Annotated in this window: 18 protein-coding genes and 1 riboswitch; of the genes, 9 read left to right on the top strand and 9 right to left on the bottom strand. The window is 52.0% G+C overall.

Annotated elements, in window-relative coordinates; genetic code table 11:
* Positions 1–83 precede the first annotated feature (83 nt).
* The gene (locus tag BCF53_RS03715; RefSeq protein ID WP_132700025.1) at positions 84–482 is read left to right on the top strand and encodes a hypothetical protein; all 399 of its coding nucleotides are present in this window, start codon (positions 84–86) and stop codon (positions 480–482) included.
* A gap of 105 nt (positions 483–587) precedes the next feature.
* Here the strand turns inward: BCF53_RS03715 and BCF53_RS03710 are convergent, their stop codons facing one another.
* The 6 genes from BCF53_RS03710 to BCF53_RS03685 all read right to left on the bottom strand — a co-directional run bounded on the left by BCF53_RS03710 (position 588) and on the right by BCF53_RS03685 (position 10,339).
* Entirely contained in the window at positions 588–2,471 is a 1,884-nt protein-coding gene (locus tag BCF53_RS03710; protein WP_165901798.1) for a putative bifunctional diguanylate cyclase/phosphodiesterase, read from the bottom strand.
* A gap of 150 nt (positions 2,472–2,621) precedes the next feature.
* The gene (gene mgtE, locus BCF53_RS03705) at positions 2,622–3,959 is read right to left on the bottom strand and encodes a magnesium transporter (protein ID WP_132700021.1); all 1,338 of its coding nucleotides are present in this window, start codon (positions 3,957–3,959) and stop codon (positions 2,622–2,624) included.
* Between the two features lie 178 nt (positions 3,960–4,137).
* Positions 4,138–7,458, bottom strand: coding sequence for a response regulator (locus BCF53_RS03700; protein WP_132700019.1), 3,321 nt, complete (start codon positions 7,456–7,458; stop codon positions 4,138–4,140).
* Between the two features lie 94 nt (positions 7,459–7,552).
* Positions 7,553–8,356 (bottom strand): ABC transporter ATP-binding protein, encoded by an 804-nt coding sequence (locus BCF53_RS03695; protein WP_132700017.1) that lies wholly within the window; start codon positions 8,354–8,356, stop codon positions 7,553–7,555.
* Complete coding sequence (locus tag BCF53_RS03690) at positions 8,353–9,402, bottom strand: FecCD family ABC transporter permease (RefSeq protein WP_132700015.1); 1,050 nt, start codon at positions 9,400–9,402, stop codon at positions 8,353–8,355. The genes BCF53_RS03695 and BCF53_RS03690 overlap by 4 nt, the downstream gene beginning before the upstream one ends.
* A 1-nt stretch (position 9,403) precedes the next feature.
* Complete coding sequence (locus BCF53_RS03685) at positions 9,404–10,339, bottom strand: ABC transporter substrate-binding protein (RefSeq protein ID WP_165901797.1); 936 nt, start codon at positions 10,337–10,339, stop codon at positions 9,404–9,406.
* Between the two features lie 23 nt (positions 10,340–10,362).
* Positions 10,363–10,506: riboswitch (cobalamin riboswitch) on the bottom strand.
* A 114-nt stretch (positions 10,507–10,620) separates the two neighbouring features.
* Here BCF53_RS03685 and folE point away from each other — a divergent pair.
* The gene (gene folE / locus BCF53_RS03680; RefSeq protein ID WP_132700011.1) at positions 10,621–11,262 is read left to right on the top strand and encodes a GTP cyclohydrolase I FolE; all 642 of its coding nucleotides are present in this window, start codon (positions 10,621–10,623) and stop codon (positions 11,260–11,262) included.
* 9 nt (positions 11,263–11,271) lie between these two features.
* On the opposite strand, the gene BCF53_RS03675 is transcribed toward folE, so the two are convergent.
* Positions 11,272–11,961, bottom strand: a complete 690-nt coding sequence (locus BCF53_RS03675) for a hypothetical protein (RefSeq protein WP_132700009.1) — start codon at positions 11,959–11,961, stop codon at positions 11,272–11,274.
* 99 nt (positions 11,962–12,060) lie between these two features.
* Between BCF53_RS03675 and BCF53_RS03670 the strand changes: the two genes are divergently transcribed.
* Genes BCF53_RS03670 through BCF53_RS03660 form a run of 3 tightly spaced genes read left to right on the top strand, consistent with a single transcriptional unit; the run spans position 12,061 to position 14,167 of the window.
* Positions 12,061–13,434: an SLC5/6 family protein gene (locus BCF53_RS03670; RefSeq protein ID WP_132700007.1), complete on the top strand. Its 1,374-nt coding sequence runs from the start codon at positions 12,061–12,063 to the stop codon at positions 13,432–13,434.
* Entirely contained in the window at positions 13,431–13,874 is a 444-nt protein-coding gene (locus BCF53_RS03665) for a type II toxin-antitoxin system RatA family toxin (protein WP_132700005.1), read from the top strand. The genes BCF53_RS03670 and BCF53_RS03665 overlap by 4 nt, the downstream gene beginning before the upstream one ends.
* An 8-nt stretch (positions 13,875–13,882) precedes the next feature.
* Positions 13,883–14,167 (top strand): RnfH family protein, encoded by a 285-nt coding sequence (locus tag BCF53_RS03660; protein ID WP_207902638.1) that lies wholly within the window; start codon positions 13,883–13,885, stop codon positions 14,165–14,167.
* A gap of 4 nt (positions 14,168–14,171) precedes the next feature.
* Here the strand turns inward: BCF53_RS03660 and BCF53_RS03655 are convergent, their stop codons facing one another.
* On the bottom strand, positions 14,172–14,471 hold the full coding sequence (locus BCF53_RS03655; protein WP_165901795.1) for an outer membrane protein assembly factor BamE: 300 nt from the start codon (positions 14,469–14,471) through the stop codon (positions 14,172–14,174).
* 94 nt (positions 14,472–14,565) lie between these two features.
* Between BCF53_RS03655 and fur the strand changes: the two genes are divergently transcribed.
* A complete protein-coding gene (gene fur, locus BCF53_RS03650; RefSeq protein ID WP_132699999.1) occupies positions 14,566–14,979 on the top strand; it encodes a ferric iron uptake transcriptional regulator in 414 nt (137 codons plus the stop codon).
* A 48-nt stretch (positions 14,980–15,027) separates the two neighbouring features.
* Here fur and recN read toward each other — a convergent pair whose 3' ends face one another.
* A complete protein-coding gene (recN, locus tag BCF53_RS03645) occupies positions 15,028–16,701 on the bottom strand; it encodes a DNA repair protein RecN (RefSeq protein WP_132699997.1) in 1,674 nt (557 codons plus the stop codon).
* A 225-nt stretch (positions 16,702–16,926) separates the two neighbouring features.
* Here recN and grpE point away from each other — a divergent pair, with 225 nt between their 5' ends.
* The 3 genes from grpE (at position 16,927) to dnaJ (ending at position 20,755) form a co-directional block, all read left to right on the top strand.
* Positions 16,927–17,535, top strand: coding sequence for a nucleotide exchange factor GrpE (grpE, locus tag BCF53_RS03640; RefSeq protein WP_132699995.1), 609 nt, complete (start codon positions 16,927–16,929; stop codon positions 17,533–17,535).
* A gap of 85 nt (positions 17,536–17,620) precedes the next feature.
* Positions 17,621–19,540, top strand: a complete 1,920-nt coding sequence (dnaK, locus tag BCF53_RS03635) for a molecular chaperone DnaK (RefSeq protein WP_132699993.1) — start codon at positions 17,621–17,623, stop codon at positions 19,538–19,540.
* Between the two features lie 90 nt (positions 19,541–19,630).
* Positions 19,631–20,755, top strand: coding sequence for a molecular chaperone DnaJ (dnaJ, locus tag BCF53_RS03630; protein WP_132699991.1), 1,125 nt, complete (start codon positions 19,631–19,633; stop codon positions 20,753–20,755).
* Positions 20,756–20,784: the final 29 nt, after the last annotated feature.

Raw genomic sequence — 20,784 nt, 5'->3', positions numbered from 1 at the left:
GCCGGGCCTTGCATCTGTAAGGCCTGCGCGTTATCTGGCATCATAGCCGTCCCGAAAATAAAACAGACCGATCAGGACGCACAATGCTCAGTAGAAAGCTGCTATATCTGTATTCTCTTATTGTCTTTGCCCCCAGCGTGATTTTGTTTTTGACTGGCTGCGGCGTTATCTATGATGAAGCCTATGAGCAGTTTGGCCTGATTGCGGGAAATAAAGCCGCGCTGGTTCTGCAGGCGTTCGGTCTGTTCATTGGCTTGTTTGCCTCTTTTATGCTCACCTGTGATCTGGCTGGCAATCCGCTGGGCAGAATTCCATTGTCTTATAAGCGTTCGATTATGGTCGTGGGTGTGGTCTCCGGCTTTTTCATGAACCGCTGGATCGGGCCTTCAACGATGTTCTGGATTCCCCAGCTGATTGGCTCGATTGTTTTGATTGTGATGTCGTTTATTATTCCCGTCACCTTTAAGCCGAAGAAGCTCTGAGCTTTTTAGGTACAGAATGAATGGCAGCTAAGGCTGCCTTTTTTGTATCTCTTTACCGGTACTTGCTGCTTTGTGCCGTCAGGGTCATTATGCGACTGCCGGTAGTTAAGAAGCGGATTTGGCCTTGCGGATGAATTCATATATCTGTTCGGCGCTTTGGGGTTTGCTGAACCAGTAGCCCTGGCCAAAGGCGCATCCGGATTCCAGCAGCGTGCTATTCTGCTCGATGGTTTCAATGCCTTCGGCCACAACCTCCAGCCCCAGCGCCTTGCCCATCGAGATCACGGCTCTGGAAATGGCCAGGTCGTCCTGATCGCCGGGTATGTCCTTCACGAACGAACGGTCAAGCTTGAGTTTATCGATCGGCAGCTTCTTCAGGTACTCCAGCGAGGAATAGCCAGTACCGAAATCGTCAATAGCAATTTTAACGCCCAGCTTTCGCAGCCGGTTCAGTTGGCTAATGCCGGCATCGATGCGGTTCATCACAACAGACTCGGTCACCTCCAGTTCCAGGCAGGATGGTTGCAGGCCGGTTTTTACCAGCACCTTCTTCACCAGCTCATCAAAATTATTTTCATGCAGTTGTATACCGGAAATATTGACCGATATGCGCCCAAAATCGATGCCTTTGCGTGCCCAGTCTGCGCCCTGTTGGCAGGCGGTTTCCAGCACCCAGCGACCGACCTCGCGGATCTTACCGTTCTGTTCAGCCACCGGAATAAACTGTGAGGGCGGAATATCACCCAGAGCCGGGTTGTGCCAGCGTATCAGTGCTTCCAAACCGATAATCCGTTTGCTGCTGAGCTCGTACTGAGGCTGGTAGGCCAGACTGAATTCGTTTTTCTTCGCTGCGCGTTGCAGTGCAATCTCCAGCCGGATGCGTTTTTCGGTCAGCCGAATGTCACTCTTGTCGAAGAAGCGGAAGGTGTTTCGGCCTTCATTCTTTGCCAGGTACATGGCGCTGTCTGCCGAGCGCAACAGCTCGGAGGTGTTGCTGCCGTCGTCGGGGTAAACGCTGATGCCAATGCTGGCCGTCTGGTTGTAAGGCCGATTTTCGATATTGAAGGGGATCTCAAAAGTAGCCATGAGCTTGTTGACGATGGTTTGCACTTCTTCACGACTGCTGATGTGTTGAATCAACATTACAAACTCATCGCTGCTGATGCGTGCAACCGTATCGACAGCGCGCAGGGTTGCTTTCAGCCGCTTACTGATTTGCCGCAGCAGCTCGTCACCGGCGGCGTGGCCAAAGCTTTCGTTGATGCTTTTAAAACGGTCGAGGTCGAGAAATATAATCGCCAGCTGCAGGTTATTGATTTGTGAGTGAAGGATGGCCTGATCCAGGCGGTCGGTCAGATGAATCCGGTTGGGTAAATCCGTAACCTGGTCGAAATAGGCCAGCTTATCGAGACGCTTTTCGGTCATCTTTAGCTGGCTGATGTCTGAAAAGATGGCGATATAGTTGGTGACCCGGTTGTGTTCGTCCCTGATGCTGTTAATGGTCAACAGTTCAGGGTAGAGCGCTCCGCTTTTTCGACGGTTCCAAATCTCTCCGCGCCAGTAGCCGGAAGCTTTCAGCTGCGCCCACATTTTTTTATAGAAAGATTCATCATGCTGGCCGGACTGCAAAAAATTCGGGTTTCTGCCAAGGGCTTCTTCTTTGCTGTAACCCGTTAACCGCTCGAACGATGTGTTGGCGTCGATGATGTTTGCGTTGGCATCGGTAATCACAATGCCTTCGGAGGTATAGGCGAAGACCGCACCGGCGAGCAGGTTTTCGCGCATCGCCTGACTGCTTTCGGCTTTTTTTCGCAGCTCGGTTTCGTGGCTAAGTTGGCGGGTTAAGTTTTTGAGTGTGCGCCGCTGTGCCATGTGCCAGGCAATAGAAATTGCAGCGAGCGCCGATAATAAAAGAACAGATAAAATGATCGTTATTTTGCTGAAGCCGTTGCTCTGCTGCCACTGCATTACCGGGTTAACTTGCGCCATCAGTTTGGCGGGAAAAACAAATCCAAGCAGCAGTAAACTGCGAAATACAGCTAAAGCAATGGCATTCATATTAGTCTTATTTAAAATAATTCAAGTCTTTGAATCGCCATTTAAACCTAGGGAAGATAGTTGCCGTTGTCAATTATATGATCAGGTAAGAATCAGCGCGCCCAAGCCCAGAAATGCCACGAAGCCGACGATGTCGGTCACGGTTGTTAAAATAACTGAGCCGGATAACGCCGGGTCTAGTTTCAGTTTATCCAGCGCGACCGGTATCAGCACGCCAACAAAGGCAGCCGAGACAATATTCATTAAAATGGCCAGAGAGATCACCAGGCCGATCAATGGGCTGCTAAACCAGAAGGCCACGACAATGCCGATTACCAGCGCCCAGATCACACCATTTAAACCGCCGACACGAACCTCTTTGGAAAGCAGCGCCTTACGGTTGGCAGTACTGACCTGGCCAAGCGCTAAGCCACGAATCACCAGCGTGAGTGTTTGGCTTCCGGCAATGCCACCCATACTGGCGACGATGGGCATTAATACCGCCAGGGTGACCACCTGCTGCAGCGTCGCTTCAAACAGGCCAATAAACCACGAAGCAGCAAAGGCCGTTAATAAATTAATACCCAGCCAAACCGCCCGGTTTTTTGCACTGCTGATGACCGGCGAGAATAAGTCTTCGTCTTCATCCATACCGGCGCTGGCCATCATTTTTCGTTCATAGTCTTCGTTGACAATCTCGCTGGCGGTGCCGATATCCAAGCGGCCAATCAGTACACCTTTGGCGTTAATAACCGGCAGCGCTGAAAAGCCGCTCTTCTGTACTTTCAATGCGGAGTCGAAGGCATCATCCTCTGCGGTGATGGTGGCGAAATCATCCTCATCGAGGTCTGAAAGCGGCACGTGATCCGGCGCACCAATCACTGCAGAAACACGCACCGCGGCGATGAAGTGGCCCAGCCGGTCGACCAGAAAAACCGCGTCGATGTACTTGGCAATATCGCGTCGTAACAGGCGCAGGGCATCCCGCACCTTTGCATTTTGTGGCAGCGTCAGAAAGCCCTGATTGATCCAGCGGCCGGCATGTTCGTCGGCATACTGCTGGGTAACCTCGAAAAACTTCTGCTGTTTGGAATCCATTGCCTGCAGTGCGCGGGCAACGATTCGTGTAGGCAGGGATTCTGACAGCTCGACCAGTTCATCCGGCTCGATGTTTTCGAACAGTGCATCGAGATCGTTCAGCGACATTTCTTCGAGCAGGCTTTCCCGCGGGTCGCGACGCATAACCACCAGAACATCGATGCGTTTGTCGACAGGAATGCTGTTCCAGGTTTCAAGTCGCTGTTCCAGCGGCAAGGATTCGAGCAGGAGCGCTACGTCTTCAAAGTCACGCTGCACCAGCATTTTACCAATGAGGATTTCCTGATCCGGAAGGGTTGCGTCAGTGACTTCATTGATCAGGCTGGATAAATCGTCGGCCATACGTGAAGCTCCTGTGGTTCTGGCAAAGTGACTTAATAGAAATGTTAGCAGCAGCGACGAGAGTTGTACTGCTGTTTTTACGGCGGGCTATTATAGCGAAGCCGGGTTAATAGCATAGGCGCGGGGGAACAGTAATTAGTATCAGCTGTGTAAGTTTAGCGGGCCTTACCGTACTGAATTACTCCAACCAATTTTTCAGCGTTTTAGCGAGCTGCTCACGGCGCAGCGGCTTCGGCAGGTAGTCACTCATACCGGCTTGTATGCAGCGTTCTTTATCTTCTTCCAAGACATTGGCGGTCATCGCGATAATGATGATGTCTTTGTACTTATCGCCTGCGTCACCGCGCCGGATCAGGCGTGCCGCTTCAAAGCCATCAATAACCGGCATCTGGCAATCCATGACCACCAGATCGAAGGTTTCGGTGTCATTCTTTAACGCATCGATTGCCTGTTGCCCGTCGGCTTTTATCACGGTGGTGAGCCCCAGTGATTCAATAAATTTCTTCGAGATCATCTGGTTGACCAGGTTGTCTTCAACCAACAGTACGCGGTAGCTTCTGCTGAAGGCAGAATCCTGACGAAGCTGATGAATCAGTTTATCGGTAATGACCCTGGTTGAGGCTTCTTCTTTATTCCACAGAAGGTTCAGTGCGTCGGCCAGGTTGTGTGCCTTGACCGGTTTGGAGAAGTAACCACTGAAACCGGCCCGCTTAATGGCTTTGGAAGCCGGCTGGTTCCGGAAGGAGGTCATCAGCAGCATCGGCAGGCTGTTCGTTTTGTCGAGACCTTTCAGTTTTCGGCCCAGTTCCATACCACTCATGCCGGGCATATCGGAATCAATAATGGCGCCGTCAAATTCGTTCTCTGCCTGTTGCTGCATAAAGCTCAGGGCATCGCTGCCGCTTTCAAAACTGACAATCTGAATGCCCCAATGCTTTAGCAGTTTGCAGATGATGTTTCGGGAAAGCGTATTATCATCGACCAACAGCACTTTTTTGCTTTGGAGGTTGTGGCTTTCAATCAGCGGCGCAACCAGCTTGCTCGGCTTCACCTGAACATAGAAGTTGAAGGAGCTGCCTTTGCCCGGTTCACTGCGCAGGCTGATATGACCTTTCATGTTCTCAACCAGCTGCTTGACGATGGCCAGCCCCAGGCCGGTGCCTTTTATTGACTCATTGGATTTCGAATCAACCTGGGTGAAAGGCTCAAAGAGCGTTTGCTGGTATTCCTTGGGAATGCCACGCCCACTGTCGGTAACGGTGATTTCCAGCCGGGTTGTGATCGGTGTGCTCCTGTGCAGTTCGGCCTTAACCAGAATGTCGCCCTGCTGGGTAAACTTGATGGCGTTGCCAACCAGGTTGGTGAGTATCTGCCGCAACCGGCCGGGGTCGCCCATGATCATGCAGTGTTCAAGCTGCGACATGTCGAGCACCAGTTCCAGCCCCTTATTGTGCGCAAGGTGGGCCATGGAATCGATGAAGTTTTCGAGCATTTCGCAGAGGTTAAAATCGACACTTTCAATCGACGCCTTGCCGGCTTCCAGCTTGGAGAAGTCGAGAATGTCGTTGATGATATGCAGCAGTGATTCAGCACTGCCCTGCGCAATGCGTACATAGTTCAGCTGCTCTGCGGTCAGCGGGGTATCACTGAGAATACCAAGCATGCCGGTGACACCATTCATCGGCGTTCTTATTTCGTGGCTCATGCTGGCAAGAAAGGCCGACTTAAGCTGAGCGGATTCCTCGGCGCGCTTTTTGGCGTCAATCAGCAGCTTGGACGTCATCTGCTGCTGAGTCACATCCTTCAGAATGCACAGGTAAAAATGGGTTCTGGCAGAGCTGTGAACAGGGATTGGGCTGAAGTTGAATTCAATATGGCCATTGATGCCATGGATAAACCGGATATTGATGATTTCAATCGTGGACTGATTTTGTTCAATGGCCTTTTTGATACGCACCAGAGAATCTTCAGGAAACAACCTGGAGTCGTACAGGTTGATGTCTCTATTCGCCAACAGTTCTTTGCGGATACCGGTAAGCTTATGGAACGACGAGTTGGTATAGCGAATGCGCGCAGTATTGATGTCTGTTTCCAGAATCATGACACCGGAATCCGCACCGTCGATCGCCGCTTCTTTCAGTTTGTTTTCAGTGGTCAGCTCGCTCGATTCGGTGACATCCTGACCCACAAAGATAGCCCCGATGACTCGCCCCTGTTCATCATTCAGCGGGTTGCGCTTCCAGTTCACGATGAAGCGTTTCTGTACGAAGATGCCACTGGTGTATTCGCGCTCAAAAGGCTCTAGCGACACATTCATGTTTAACAGGTCGAGCGGGTCCTCTTCGTTCTGAAACAGAAAGGACATGATGTCGGGGTTAACAAATTCTTTGTCGGTGAAGAAATCATCAAATGCCTTGTTGCTCAGTATCGGGTTGCCATCCAGATCAAATACCACCAACAGGTCATTGAGCGAGTTCATCAGGGCCGAAACCCGCTCCTTCGATAGGTTGCTGGCAACCAGGTTATTGAGCAGTTTTTGGAATTTGGTTCTCAGATGCTGGATCTCTTTGATGCCAAAGACCTGATGGTTCAGAGCCCCCAGTTCCTGATGCTTTTCCAGGTGCTCTACGGAGCGAATAAATTCACCGATGATTCTTTCTGAAATGCTTCCGGCAACACTGGCGCAGATGATGCCACTGACGAAGATGACCGCGGTTGCCAGCAGCAGAAAGAAGTAAAACTCGCCCAGCTCGCGCGAGAGCAGAGACCTGTCTTCAAGGCTGAGAATAGTAAAGCCGTCGTGGCTGGCTGACTTTACCGAGCGCCATCGGGGGTTGAGCACACTGCTGAGCGTATTCAGCGGCGGGAACCACTGCTCGTTGGAGCTGTAAAGAATGTTGTTCTGCTCATCGAGAATCAGCACGGCAGCCTCATCAAAGCTGAAGCTGAACCAGGGGCCCAGATGGTTTAACTCTGAGATGACCACTCCGCGCATCTGATCGTCGATGATGATCGGCGCTGCGGCGATGATGCCTTCAACCGAGACCGATACCGCCGGCTTCTGGTGGCTGACCACCTGAACAAACCACGGCTCATCGGTGACCGGGTTGTAGTAGCGAACGTTCAGCGTGCGGTTGGTGGAGAATAGCCGCCCGTCAGAATGGTAGGCGCTGATGGCCGTCTGGAATGAACGGTTGATATCAACTGAAGCCAGGTAAGAATTCAAATAGAAGCGGGAGAGGCCGTTAGGGTCATCAATGGCCTGAGTAATCAGCGGCGTATTGGCGATGGCCTGTACGTGCTCAAGCTCCATGCTCACGGCTGCATCAAAGGATTCAATCACCGCTTCGACCCGCTCCTGGTGCCGGTCCTGCATATTCCGGTCGACCATCCACCAGATGCCGGAGCTCAATACAATAAGGGTTGCCGTTGCAATCGACAGAATGGTCGGCAACGTCTTATTGAGTATGAACTGGGTATAGCGGTTTTGTTGAGCCACGGATAGCTTAAGCCTGCTTATAAGTGTGATCGCTGTAACACAGCTAGCTTAGCACTTTAGCGGCTTATTTTATGGAATAGTGTGCAAAAAAGCGCTATTTGAAGCGCACATTTGTATTCTGTACCGGCATAACCGTGAGCGTGCCGGTAACCGGGTGTGGCGCAACAATGACCTGTTGATGGTAATGCTCAGCTATGCGAGCCTCGGTCAGCACCTGTTCCGGCTTGCCACTGGCAATCAGCCGGCCGCCGGCAATGAACAGCAGGCGCTCGCAGAAGGTCGCTGCGGTGGTCAGGTTGTGCAGTGCGATCAGCGCCGAGTTTGCCTTAGCACAGTGGCTTTTCAGTCGCTGCATCAGCCAGGTTTCGTGGCCGATATCAAGATTGGATGAAGGTTCATCGAGCAGCAGCAGCGGGGTTTGCTGCATCAATACCCGGGCAAAATGCACCAGCTGGCGCTCCCCGCCAGAAAGCTCGGTGATTTTCCGCTGCAGTAACGGCTCTATCTGCAGCTCCCTTGCGATGACGGTGATCTGCTGGTTAAGCAGCTGCGGGCTGAGTGGTGTGATTTGCCGCCGGTTTTCAGCCCCGAGCGCGATCACTTCGGCGGCAGAAAACGGGAATGAGGCTTCCGGGTGTTGCGCCATGTAGGCAACCTCCAGCGCCCGCTGCTGATGTGTGAGCTCATGCAGGGCTTTGCCGTTGTAACGGATCTGGCCGTCGCTGGCAGGCAGGAAGTCGATCAGGCACTTCAGCAGGGTACTCTTGCCAGCACCGTTCGGGCCGATAATACCCACCAGTTCACCGGGTTGAATCTCAACGTTGATGTCATCAAGCAGTTGCCGGCTGTGCAGCCTGTAGCTTAGCCCGGAAACGTGCAGCAGCGATGGCTGGCTCATAGGGTCGCCCCCTGTTTCTGAATGCGGGCGATCAGATAAATAAAGTAACTGCCGCCGATAACCGAGGTGATGATGCCAACCTTGATTTCATGCGGCGCCAACAGGCAGCGACCGAGCAGATCGGCCAGCAGGACAAAACAGCTGCCGGTGATGGCGGCGATTGGCAACAGCTTGCGGTGATCCGGGCCGATAATCAGCCGCACCAGGTGAGGCACCATCAGGCCAATAAAGCCAATCGGGCCACCGATTGAAATCGCCAGCGCGGTCAGGCTGGCACTGAGTAACAGCGTTTTTTGCCGGTGCTGTTTAACGTTCAGACCCATCCCGTGAGCATTCTCTTCGCCCAGCGTGATCAGGTTCAGGGCTGTTGACTGCCTCAGGCTGATCAGACCAATGACCAGTAAAAAGGGCGCCGGCCACAGCACATGAGGCCACAAACGGCCTTCAAGGCCGCCCATGGTCCAGAAAATAAACTGGCTGATCTCATATTGTCGCGCCATCAGCAGCGTTGCCGAAACTGCGCCGTTCAGCAGGCTGGACAGCGCAAGACCGGTCAAAATCAGAAACAGAAGCTGCCGTTGCGAAGCGGTGCGCAGGGCGATCAGATAAACCAGGCCTGCTGTAAGCAGTGCGCCGGTTATCGAGAACAGGGGGATCATCAGCGGGTGTATCAATGACATGCCGGTGGTGATGGCGATAACCGCCCCCAGGCTCGAGCCGGCGCTGACCCCGAGTATATCCGGGCTGGCCAGTGGGTTTCTGAACAGGCCCTGCATGCAAGCGCCGGCTAATGCTAAAGCGGCACCGGTGAGCATGGCGGCTATGGCTCTGGGCAAACGGATATGCACCAGAATGGCTGCAGTCTTCGGATAGGCCTGTTGCGCCTGTTCAAAGGAACCGCTCAGTGTCAGCTTCAATACCTGAAGGATTTCTGCGACCGGCAGCTGAATAGCGCCGAACGACAGGTAGGCCAGTAACAGCAGCAGTACCGCAAAAATACCGAGGCTTAAGCGGATACTGCGGGGAAGACGGTCGACGTTGAGCATGTCAGTGGGCTATATCCTGATAAACCGTTTCGGTAACGAAGCGAATGGTTTGTACCAGGTACTGACTGTAGGTGCCCCGCAGGTTTTCCGGCACCGGGTAAACGCGGCCATGCCTGATCGCCGGGACCGATGCCAATGCCGGGTCGTTCACGACCTGATCGTAGAAGGCTTGCGCACTGTTGTGCTCACCATAGATCCAGCCCGGCAGGAACAAAACGTCCGGGTTGACCGCCACAATCAGCTCTTTGGACAGCGCAACCTGGCCAAAGGCACCCGCTTCAAAGCCGGCTGCACCATTAATCAGGCCCGAGTTATCCAGAACCGCTTGCCAGGTGGTGTTCTTGCCGTTGGCCGTGCCCCAGCTGTTGTAATCAAGTGCGACCCAACCCTGCTGCAGAATCTGTTCTTTCAGGGGGGCCAGGCTTGCCAGCTCCAGGTTCATCTGCTCGATCAGGGCGTCGGCCTCATCGGCTAGGTTAAGCAGCTCCCCGAGTGTGCGGATTTTTTGCTGGATGTCGGCCAGCGTGAAGGGGGTATTGATCAGGTAGACCGGAACCCCCACTGCGCGCAGCTGCCGAATTTTATCCGACTCGCTCCAATTGGCGGCAAACAGGATATCCGGGGCGTTTGCCAGAATGGCTTCTACGTTTAAATCCAGCTGTTGAACCGCAGGAGGCACCTTATCGGCAATATTGGAGAAGGTTTCGTCCGTGGCAATGTGGGTAATGCTCGACAGCTGTTCAGGCGCTACCAGATTCAGCAGCAGCTCATCGGTAAACAGGGTTTTGGATGAGATCTTTGCCGGTTGGGTCGTCAGCGTGATGCGGTTTCCCTGATCATCGGTCACCGTTAACGGGTATTGGGTTTCCGCCTGGCTGAATACGGCCAGTACCGTAAAGAGGAAAGTAGAAATTAAAGGCTTAATAGCGTCAGACACCGATGGTCTCCTGTAGGTCGCGTACAGTATAAAATTCGTTCTCGTCTCCTGGCTTAAAGCGTTAAACCGACAGGCTTGCTTATTACAGTGGCGCGTCCGCTGCGGGCTTTCACCGCATTCCGTTTGAACGAGCGGCGATTGGACAGGTAAATGCCCTGTAAGTCAATGCATTCAGGGCCTCGTCAATTTGCACCAAGATGATCCAATTCCGGGTTGCTGTGATATGATGCGCCGTCTTGAAATAAGCACCCTCTGATATCGACATTTAAAGGTTTACATTCATGCCCATCTCGGCGGAAGCACTCGCTGTTCAGAAACGATTAATTGAGCTTGGTCTGGAAACGCCCATGGTTGAGCAAACCCTTTCCGAAGCTGAGCAGAAATCACGCATTGAAGTTTTAATGAAAGAAGTCATGCAGGTTCTGGCGTTGGATTTATCCGACGACAGCCTAGCGGAAACGCCGGAGCGCATGGCGAAGATGTATGTCAGCGAGATATTCTCTGGCCTGAACTATGAAAACTTCCCCAAGATTACGCTGATCGAGAACAAGATGGGCGTGCGCGAGATGATCCGTGTGAAGGATATCTGCCTGACCAGTACCTGCGAACACCATTTTGTCACCATTGATGGTACCGCCGATGTCGCCTACATCCCGAAAGACCGCATTATCGGCCTTTCTAAAATCAACCGGATTGTCGGCTTTTTTGCTCAGCGCCCGCAGGTGCAGGAACGGCTTAATCAGCAGGTGCTGATTGCTCTGCAAACTCTGCTGGGTACCGATGATGTCGCGGTGAAGATGAATGCGACACACTATTGCGTGAAGGCGCGCGGCGTGATGGACAGCACCTCGTCGACAGAAACACTCTCACTGGGTGGCAAGTTTCTGAGCGACCGTGATCTGCGCAGGGATTTTGTCCGCTAAACGCGACCGCTATTCAACCTTGAGGTGGCTGGTATCTACGCTGACTGGCGCGGGTTTGTCATCGAGCACCTCAATTTCTGCCCCGGCCGGGGCCAGTGACAGCGCATCGACATTAATGATGGGTGCGGGCTCGTCAAACTTCAGTTCATTGCCAAGCAGGTCTGTGCCGGTATCGGCCAGACTCAGGTTGCCGGTGTCTATTTCTGCAACCGGCAGCTCGGTGATTTCAACGAGCTGTTCGCCCGGTGCGGCGACCGCCCACTGAGGGATACTTTCGGGTTGCTGCAGGTCAGGCTGATGGTGCTCCACCAGTGCGTCGGCATTTTCACCGGCCACGGCATTGAGGGTTGTGCTTATTCCGCTTGTTGGGCTGGCAGCCTGAGGCTTAGCAGCGGGTTGTGCTGGCGCAGACGCTGTTACGTTCGGTTCAGATTCGGCCCTGGTTTTGGCTGTGGCCATTGCCGGCTTGTGCACGCGCACCGTCAGCTTTGCGCCGGCCTGTTTGAACGCCTTTTGGTACTTAATGGCGGTGGCCTTATCGACCTTGAGCTTGACAGGCTGATCCGGACCGGAAAACAGCGCATCAATATAGACGCTGCTGGCTTTGAACATTGCCTGTAAATCCGCCTTCACAAAATCGATGAAGTGGCCTTCGAGAAGCTCGCCGCTGAAAGTCAGGTCGTAATATTGTTCTGCCATAATCCCGCTTGCTGATCGCTTTTGGTACAGTATAGCAGCGAAGCTTACCAGCAGATCTGATAAGCTGGAACACCCTTTTCGGTAAGGTGAGCGGTGAGTTTGAACGTTTTTCTGTTGATTGCATTGCTGATTGGAACACAGATCGGCCTTTCAGATGTATTGATTCTGCCAACACTGGCTGTCGAGCACGGTGAGGGCTCGTTTCTTGCCGCATACGCATTTTTCAAACTTTTCTTTATTCTGCCGGTGCTGCAGGCCGAGCTGGTGGCCGGACGCCTGTACCGCACAACGCCCTATGAATTCAGTTTTGTTATCGGTAAGCGCTTCTGGGCTCAGGCTTTGTTCTGCATCCTCATGCTGGCGTTGATTCTGACCCTGTCGATGAACCTGTTTAACACCTCGTGGGCACTGATCTTTGGTCTCGATGGCTTGAATGGCGACTTACTGTTGCTGCGCCCGCTGGATCAGAACCTTTACTGGTTTGAACAAAGCCAGAATACCCGGCGCATCATGAGCTTTGTACTGGCGCAGGGGATCTTTCTGATGATTCTCGGCGGCCTCGCCTGGCGCGGTATTGCGACCATCTTCCTGATCATGATGCCGGTTGTTCTGGGCTTTATTCTCTGGCACCTGCCGGGCACGGTGGAGATGCTGATGGGCATGTCGTGGCAGATGATTTCCTTTGAAGACATGATGGCGGCAATGCAGCATGCACTCACCTCATCCATGGCCGGGTTGTTTATCTGGTATGTGTTGGGCACCAAGGTGTCCGATCAGATCCCGACCGGTCGGGTGATCATTCTGGTGCAACTGATCGACGTACTGTTGGGTGTGGCGATGTTGTCTATCTCCTGGGATTGGATCAGCTCGTATGGCGTAGAGGTAACCGAGGCCGGTACCGTTCTGCGCGCATTAACGGCCAGCCTGGAATTGTTGCCGGTGTTGCAAACGGACATGGCCAGTTGGCTGGCAGGCCTGACGATCATCGGCATCCTCAGCAGCCTGCCATTGCTGCTGCTGGTGGCGCAGCAGATTCATGTCGTGCACAACCCCTGGTTGCTGGGCCTAACTGTGATTCTGGTGGTGATTACCAGCGGCGGGCTGGTTCTGTCGCACGATACCTTCTCGCCGGTTACCTGGTATGACAAGACGCTGTATGTCGTAGTGCAGCAGTTAGGACAGGGTATTTTAGTACCATTGCTGTCCGCTAGTATCTGCATCTGGATTGGCTGGGTGGTGTGGCCCAACCGGGTTTTACGGCAGATTAATCCGCATGGCGGTTTCCGTTATTTCCTCTGGCGGGTGGTTTTGCGGTTTGTTGTGCCGATGGTGCTTGGGTTAGTATTCGCGCGCGCCACCGCCAGCCTGATTCCTTTGAACTATCCTCTGGTGGCCCTGGGCGTTGTAGTGTTATTGGTCTTGATCCAATTATTTCGTTTGCTTAAATCGAGAGCTGTATTGCCCGGAATATGATAGAAATCCACAGAAATGCACTGGTGCTGGCACCTGCTGAGCACCTTTATAACCTGATTAACGATATTGAATCTTACCCGCTGTTTTTGGACGGTGTGAAGGCGGCTTATGTTTTGGAACAGAGTGAGCAGCACATGCTGGGTAAGCTGGTGATTGCCAAAGCCGGGGTTGAAAAGGTTCTGGTCACCCGCAATCAGTTGGTTCACCCTTCGAGTATTGAGATGAACCTGGAGGAAGGGCCGCTGGATTACCTGAACGGTACCTGGTCTATCAAGGCTTTGGGTGATGCGGGTTGTAAGGTCAGCCTGGATTTGAGGTTTCACGCCAAAAAAAGCATTAAAGGGATGGCATTTAGCGTCATGTTTAAAAAAATAGCCGACCAGATGGTCGCCTCTTTTGTTGCCCGAGCGCAGGCGGATTATTCCGTCGGAAAGATATAGGAACAAAAATGATAAAAGTAGAAGTTGCCTACGCTACTGCGGAAAAGCAGTTGATTGTTGAAGTGGAAGTTGAACCGGGGACTAACATGAGAGATGCGGCCCTCTGTTCCGGTTTGGAAAACGAGTTCAAAGGTCTGAATATTGCGGAATCGCCAATGGGGATCTTTGGTCGTAAGGTGCCTAAGCCGGAAAAAGAAATTGTTCGCGAAGGCGACCGGATAGAAATTTACCGGCCACTGCTGGCGGACCCTAAAAAGGCCCGCGCAAACAGGGCTGCGAAGGCTAAGAAGTAAGCCGTTATTCGACGATAAGGTTGTCGCTGGTGTTTATGTTGCTGACCAGGCCGTCTGCAAACTCAATAACCAGGCTGGCGTAGCCGTTGTCCTCAGAAAAGGTGGTGTATATCCAGCGGTGTTCAGGGTCTAGGCCGGAGAGCATCGGTGTACCCAGAATGAAAGCAACCTGTTCCTTTGTTAGACCAATTTCTATTTGTTCAAGTTGGTCGCTCTTAACAGAATTACCCTGGCCAAGCTCTGCTTCATAAGGTTTTAGCAGCCCACATGCAGATAAGGCTAATGTGAAAGAGCAAAGGAGCACATATTTTGATAATCTAAACAGCAATGAATTAACCCTTATTGTTGGCACGTATGTTCGGTTCGAGCATTGTACACAGTTATTCGGAGACGAGAAGGTGGCTACACAGAATCAGGAATTAAAAAAAGCAGGCCTTAAAGTAACTTTACCTAGGGTAAAGATTTTACAGATGTTTGAGTCCAATGAAGCCGGTCATCTGAGTGCTGAGGATATCTACAGAACGTTGCAGGAAGCCGGGGAAGACGTTGGCCTGGCGACTGTCTATCGTGTTCTAACTCAGTTTGAGGCGGCCGGACTCATTTCAAAGCATAACTTCGACGGTAATCACGCAATATATGAACTGGCCTCAGATGATCATCACGATCACATGGTCAATGTCGAAACCGGGGATGTCATTGAATTTGTCGATCCGGTGATTGAAGAGCGGCAACACCAGATAGCGGAAGAACACGGCCTGGAAATTATTGAACACAGTCTGGTTATTTACGCCAAGCCCAAAAGCGGGAAGTAAATTATTCCGCTCATTTCAAATGAAAACCGGCACAGGCCGGTTTTTTTGTCAGTGCTGCCTTTGTTGTCTGGCCAGCATTTCTTCAGCGTGAGCCCTGGTTTGTGCCGTTATATCGATGCCGCCCAGCATACGTGCGATCTCGTCGACGCGTTGCCCGTCGTTCAGGTGACGAATATCGGTCGTTGTTCTTTCTTTTTCGTGTAGCTTTTGCACCACGCAGTGGTTATGGCCCACCGCGGCAACCTGCGGCAAGTGAGTTACGCATATCACTTGACCACGGCTGCCGACACTGCGCAGCATGTGCCCGACAATCTCAGCTGTGGCACCGCTGATACCAACATCAACCTCATCAAATACCAGTGTCGGAATGGTGGAGTGTTCGGCACAAACCACCTGTACAGCCAGAGAAACACGCGACAGCTCACCGCCGGAGGCTACCTTTGCCAGGGGCTGCAAAGGTTGGCCTGGGTTCAGGCTGATATAGAATTCTACCTGATCTGCACCGGTATGGCTGAGTGCGGCCTGCTCCTTGAATTTGACCTCAAAACGGGCGCCGGGCATCGCCAGCTGGGCAAGCTTATCGATGATTTCGGCTTCAAATGCTTTAGCGGCCTTTTTGCGCTGTTTCGTCAGTTGCGCGGTAATTTTCAGCAGGGTTTGTTTACGCTTTTCAACCTCAGCCTCCAGCTCCGGCAACGAATCAGAGTTGGCACTGGTCGCATCGAGCTCGGCCAGTAGCTGCTGGTGGTGAGCGTACAGATCATTGGAGTGCACCTGATGTTTGCGGGCCAGCGTGTGGATGCTGTCCAGGCGGCTCTCCAGATTGTGCTTTTGTTCTTCATCGATATCAAAGCTGTCGATGTAATCGCCGAGGTCATGCAGGCATTCTTCCACCTGAATGACGGCGCTGTCGAGCAGGCCTTTAGCGCTGCTGAGCGGTGCGGCATTATCCGGTAGCCGGTTTAATGCGTTGGAGGCGGCCTTCAGTGCGGCCAGAATGCCATCATCGGCGTCGTTATCTATCCGGCTGATCGTACTGTAAGCACCTTCGAGCAGCGTGTGGCTCTGCTCCATGCGCTGGAAATCGCTCTCCAGCTGTTCCACTTCATTTGCTGTCAGATCCAGTTCATTGAGTTCTTCACACTGGTACTGCAACAGTTGGCGGTGGGCGCTGTTTTCTTCGACATTGGCTTTCAATTGGCTGTATTTGCGCTCCAGGCCCTGCCAGCTTAGCCAGGCATCCTTGGCTTTGCTCTTCTGGCTGTTGAGCAGGCCGTAATCATCGAGCAAGGTCAGGTGGGTGCTGCTGCGCATCAGCGACTGGTGGGCGTGCTGGCTGTGGATATCAATCAGCCGTTCGCCCAGTGTTTTAAGCTCAGCCAGCGGTACTGGCTGACCATTAATGTAGCCCCGTGAGCGCCCTTCGGCGGAAATCGTGCGCCTTAAAATGCAGTCGTGCCCTTCATCCAGATCACGCTCCACCAACCATTGCTGTGCTTCAGGGATGCGCTCAACGTTAAAGGAGGCAACAACCTCTGCGCGCTTTTCGCCATGGCGCACAATGCCGCTGTCGGCACGGTCGCCCAGTGCAAGGCTCAGACTGTTCAGCAGAATGGATTTACCGGCACCGGTTTCACCGGAAATAGAGGTCATGCCGGTCTGCCAGTCAATTTCAATGTTGTCTGCAATGGCGATGTTCCGGATAGTCAGATTCTGTAGCATGATGCTGCCGCTCACTTATTGGTCTGTATGAATGTACAGTATTTTTTTGTGTTTAAGCAAGTCGCCAATGATGAAATATTTGTTTCAAACTGCTTTCGATAAGCTGAGGGTCATTTATTGTTAAAAAAATGATCTGAATTGCCCCTGTTTACACTTGAAATGACTTTTTACACCCCCCATTAAATAGGCCGAAATAACCGAACATGAGTGTTGGAAAGGTAAATCATGACTCAGGAAGATAAGTCAGTAGACGATATCGAACAGGTTCAGCCTGAAGCGACCGAAGCAGAAGCCGTTGATGAAGCAACCGAAGCTGCTGTAGAGGTAGCAACCGAGGCGGATCTGGTTAAACAACTGCAAGAAGCCGAAGAACGAGCCAGTGCCGCTCAGGATCAGTACATTCGTGCAGAAGCCGAAATGGCAAACCTGCGCCGCCGCGTTGAAAAAGACGTGGAAAATGCGCATAAGTTCGGCCAGGAAAAGCTGTCGAAAGAGCTGCTGGGCATTGCTGATAACCTGGAGCGGGCGCTGCAGTCGACAGAATCCGACGCAGCCGACATCAATGCTATCCGTGAGGGTGTTGAATTAACACTTAAGGGGCTGGTTGACGTATTCGGCAAGTTTAACATTGTCGCCGTCGATCCGATTGGTGAGCCGTTTGATCCGCAGCTGCATCAGGCCATGTCGATGGTGGAAAATCCGGACGTAGAGCCAAATACAGTGATCGCTGTTATGCAGAAAGGCTATCAGTTGAACGGACGGTTAATTCGCCCGGCGATGGTGATGGTCAGTAAAGGCGGCCAGGCCGCAAACAAAATTGACGAACAGGCCTGATTTCAACTCATACAGGCTTGAAATTTGATCCGGCGAACAAATATAGCTGGACATAGAAGTTAGGATTAATTACGGAGTAAATAAGATGGGTAAGATTATTGGTATTGACCTTGGTACCACCAACTCATGTGTAGCTGTTCTTGAGGGTGACAAACCAAAGGTAATCGAAAATGCCGAAGGCGATCGTACAACGCCGTCCATCGTTGCGTTCACCGATGATAACGAAATTCTTGTTGGTCAGCCGGCCAAGCGTCAGGCAGTAACCAACCCGGAAAATACTTTATACGCTGTTAAGCGTCTGATCGGCCGTCGCTTCGAAGACGATGTTGTACAGAAAGATATAAACATGGTGCCTTACAAAATTGTTAAGGCAGACAATGGCGATGCATGGGTTGAAGTAAAAGGCGATAAGAAAGCGCCACCTCAGGTTTCTGCTGAAGTTCTGAAGAAGATGAAGAAAACAGCCGAAGAATACCTGGGTGAGAAGGTAACGGAAGCTGTGATTACGGTACCTGCTTACTTTAACGATGCTCAGCGTCAGGCGACCAAAGATGCCGGTAAGATCGCAGGTTTGGACGTTAAACGTATTATCAACGAGCCAACGGCTGCGGCACTGGCTTATGGTATGGATAAAAAACGTGGTGACAGCGTTGTTGCTGTATACGACTTAGGTGGTGGTACGTTCGATATCTCTATTATCGAAATTGCAGAAGTTGATGGCGAGCACCAGTTTGAAGTGTTAGCGACCAACGGCGACACCTTCCTGGGTGGTGAAGACTTCGACCTGCGCATGATTAACTACCTGGCCGAAACCTTTAAGAAAGAATCCGGTATCGATCTGAAAGGTGATGCGCTGGCAATGCAGCGTCTGAAAGAAGCAGGCGAGAAAGCGAAAGTTGAGCTGTCTTCAGCGGCACAGACCGACGTAAACCTGCCGTACATCACTGCAGATGCAACAGGTCCTAAGCACTTAAACGTAAAAGTGACCCGTGCCAAGCTGGAATCTCTGGTTGAAGATCTGGTTGAGCGTTCTCTGGAACCTGTGCGTATTGCACTGAAAGATGCCGGCCATGAAATCTCTGAGATTGACGAAGTGATTCTGGTGGGTGGTCAAACCCGTATGCCACTGGTTCAATCCAAGGTTGCTGAATTCTTTGGTAAAGAGCCTCGTAAAGACGTGAACCCGGACGAAGCGGTAGCGGTAGGTGCTGCTATTCAGGGTGCGGTTCTTTCTGGTGATGTTAAAGACGTACTGCTGCTTGACGTAACGCCGCTGACACTGGGTATTGAAACCATGGGTGGCGTCATGACGTCGCTGATCGACAAGAACACAACGATTCCGACCAAGAAATCTCAAGTGTTCTCTACAGCGGATGACAATCAGGGTGCTGTAACGATTCATGTTCTGCAGGGTGAGCGTAAAATGGCAGGCCAGAATAAGTCTCTGGGTCGTTTCGATCTGGCAGACATTCCGCCAGCACCACGCGGTGTGCCACAGATTGAAGTTAGCTTTGACCTTGACGCAAACGGCATCCTGAACGTTTCTGCAAAAGACAAGGGCACCGGTAAAGAACAGTCGATCGTTATTAAGGCAAACTCTGGTCTGTCGGATGACGAAATTGAACAAATGGTGAAAGATGCCGAAGCGAATGCTGAGGAAGACCGCAAGTTTGAAGAGCTGGCTCAGGCCCGCAACCAGGCTGACGGCCTTGTTCATGCCACGCGTAAGTCTTTGAAAGAAAATGAAGACAAAGCAACGGATGAAGAGAAAGAGTCTATTGAAAAAGCCTGTGTTGCCGTTGAAGACGCACTGAAGGGCGAAGATAAAGAAGCGATCGATAAGGCTGTTGAAGCTTTGAGCCAGGCTGCTGCAGGTTTCACTCAGAAACTATACGCAGAAGCCCAGCAGGAAGGCGCAGCGGCAGCGGGTGCTGAGCAGGCTGAATCAGCCGGCCCGGACGATGCAGTCGATGCTGAATTCGAAGAAGTGAAAGATAAAGACTAATAGACCCTGTTTTTCGAAAATAGCGAAGAATAGAACACTAATCGCGGGTCCTGTGCCCGCGTTTTTGCATTAAGCAAGGCAAATAGCATTATGTCAAAACGCGATTATTACGAAACGCTGGGGCTCTCCAAAGGTGTCGACGAAAAGGAAATCAAGAAAGCTTATCGTCGCATGGCAATGAAATATCATCCGGACAGAAACCCGGATGACAAAGAAGCGGAAACCAAATTTAAGGAAGTTAACGAAGCCTACGAAGTGCTGTCAGACTCTCAAAAGCGCCAGGCCTATGACCAGTTTGGTCATGCCGGTGTGGATGGTCAGGGCGGCTTTGGTGGCCATGGCGCCGGTGCCGGAAGCTTCAGTGACATCTTTGGAGATGTGTTCGGCGATATTTTCGGTGGCGGCGGTGGTGGTCGCGGGCGCTCTTCAGTTCAGCGTGGTTCGGATTTAAAATACAACCTAGAGCTGACGCTGGAAGAAGCGGTTCGCGGTGTAGAAAAAACCATCAAGGTTCCAACGTTGGTCAACTGTGAAACCTGTGATGGCAGTGGTGCCAAGAAAGGTACCTCACCAACGACCTGTACAACCTGTGGTGGCTCTGGTCAGGTTCGTATGCAGCAAGGTTTTTTCGCCGTGCAGCAAACCTGTCCGACCTGTTCCGGTACTGGCAAAATCATCAAAGAGCCATGTGACAGCTGTTATGGCCGTGGCGTAAAAGAAGAAACCAAAACGCTTAACGTTAAGGTGCCACCGGGTGTTGATACCGGAGATCGGATTCGTCTTTCCGGAGAAGGGGAAGCGGGTCGCAATGGTGGCCCGGCGGGTGATCTGTACGTTGAAGTGCATGTCAGAAAGCACGATATCTTTGAGCGCGACGGTGCCAACCTCTATTGCGAAGTGCCAATCAGTATCACTGAGGCGGCTTTGGGTGGAGAGCTCGAGGTGCCTACGCTGGAAGGTCGTGTGAAGCTGAAGATCCCACACGAGACGCAAACCGGGAAGCTGTTCCGGTTGCGTGGCAAGGGCGTTAAACCTGTTCGTGGCCATGTGGTTGGTGATTTGATGTGCCGGGTGGTTGTGGAAACACCGGTGAATCTAACTGCACGCCAGAAAGAATTGCTCAACGAATTACAGGAAAGCCTGAGCGGCAAGAAGCATTCACCGAAGAGTAAAGGCTGGTTTGAAGGCGTAAAACGCTTCTTTAATGAAAGCTGACTCGGTATTAATTAATCTAAACTAACTGT

The organism is Reinekea marinisedimentorum (assembly GCF_004341165.1).
In the GTDB taxonomy this organism is placed as follows: Bacteria; Pseudomonadota; Gammaproteobacteria; order Pseudomonadales; family Natronospirillaceae; genus Reinekea; species Reinekea marinisedimentorum.
Note: the sequence above shows the minus strand (reverse complement) of the source record. Positions and strands in the feature narration are given on the sequence as shown.

Coding starts and splice junctions, on each gene's coding strand:
- BCF53_RS03715 (WP_132700025.1), top strand. CDS start 84: ATGCTCAGTAGAAAGCTGCTATATCTGTATTCTCTTATTGTCTTTGCC.
- recN (WP_132699997.1), bottom strand. CDS start 16,701: ATGCTACAGAATCTGACTATCCGGAACATCGCCATTGCAGACAACATT.
- BCF53_RS03690 (WP_132700015.1), bottom strand. CDS start 9,402: ATGCTCAACGTCGACCGTCTTCCCCGCAGTATCCGCTTAAGCCTCGGT.
- BCF53_RS03675 (WP_132700009.1), bottom strand. CDS start 11,961: ATGGCAGAACAATATTACGACCTGACTTTCAGCGGCGAGCTTCTCGAA.
- folE (WP_132700011.1), top strand. CDS start 10,621: ATGCCCATCTCGGCGGAAGCACTCGCTGTTCAGAAACGATTAATTGAG.
- mgtE (WP_132700021.1), bottom strand. CDS start 3,959: ATGGCCGACGATTTATCCAGCCTGATCAATGAAGTCACTGACGCAACC.
- BCF53_RS03665 (WP_132700005.1), top strand. CDS start 13,431: ATGATAGAAATCCACAGAAATGCACTGGTGCTGGCACCTGCTGAGCAC.
- grpE (WP_132699995.1), top strand. CDS start 16,927: ATGACTCAGGAAGATAAGTCAGTAGACGATATCGAACAGGTTCAGCCT.
- dnaJ (WP_132699991.1), top strand. CDS start 19,631: ATGTCAAAACGCGATTATTACGAAACGCTGGGGCTCTCCAAAGGTGTC.
- BCF53_RS03695 (WP_132700017.1), bottom strand. CDS start 8,356: ATGAGCCAGCCATCGCTGCTGCACGTTTCCGGGCTAAGCTACAGGCTG.
- BCF53_RS03710 (WP_165901798.1), bottom strand. CDS start 2,471: ATGGCGCAAGTTAACCCGGTAATGCAGTGGCAGCAGAGCAACGGCTTC.
- dnaK (WP_132699993.1), top strand. CDS start 17,621: ATGGGTAAGATTATTGGTATTGACCTTGGTACCACCAACTCATGTGTA.
- BCF53_RS03660 (WP_207902638.1), top strand. CDS start 13,883: ATGATAAAAGTAGAAGTTGCCTACGCTACTGCGGAAAAGCAGTTGATT.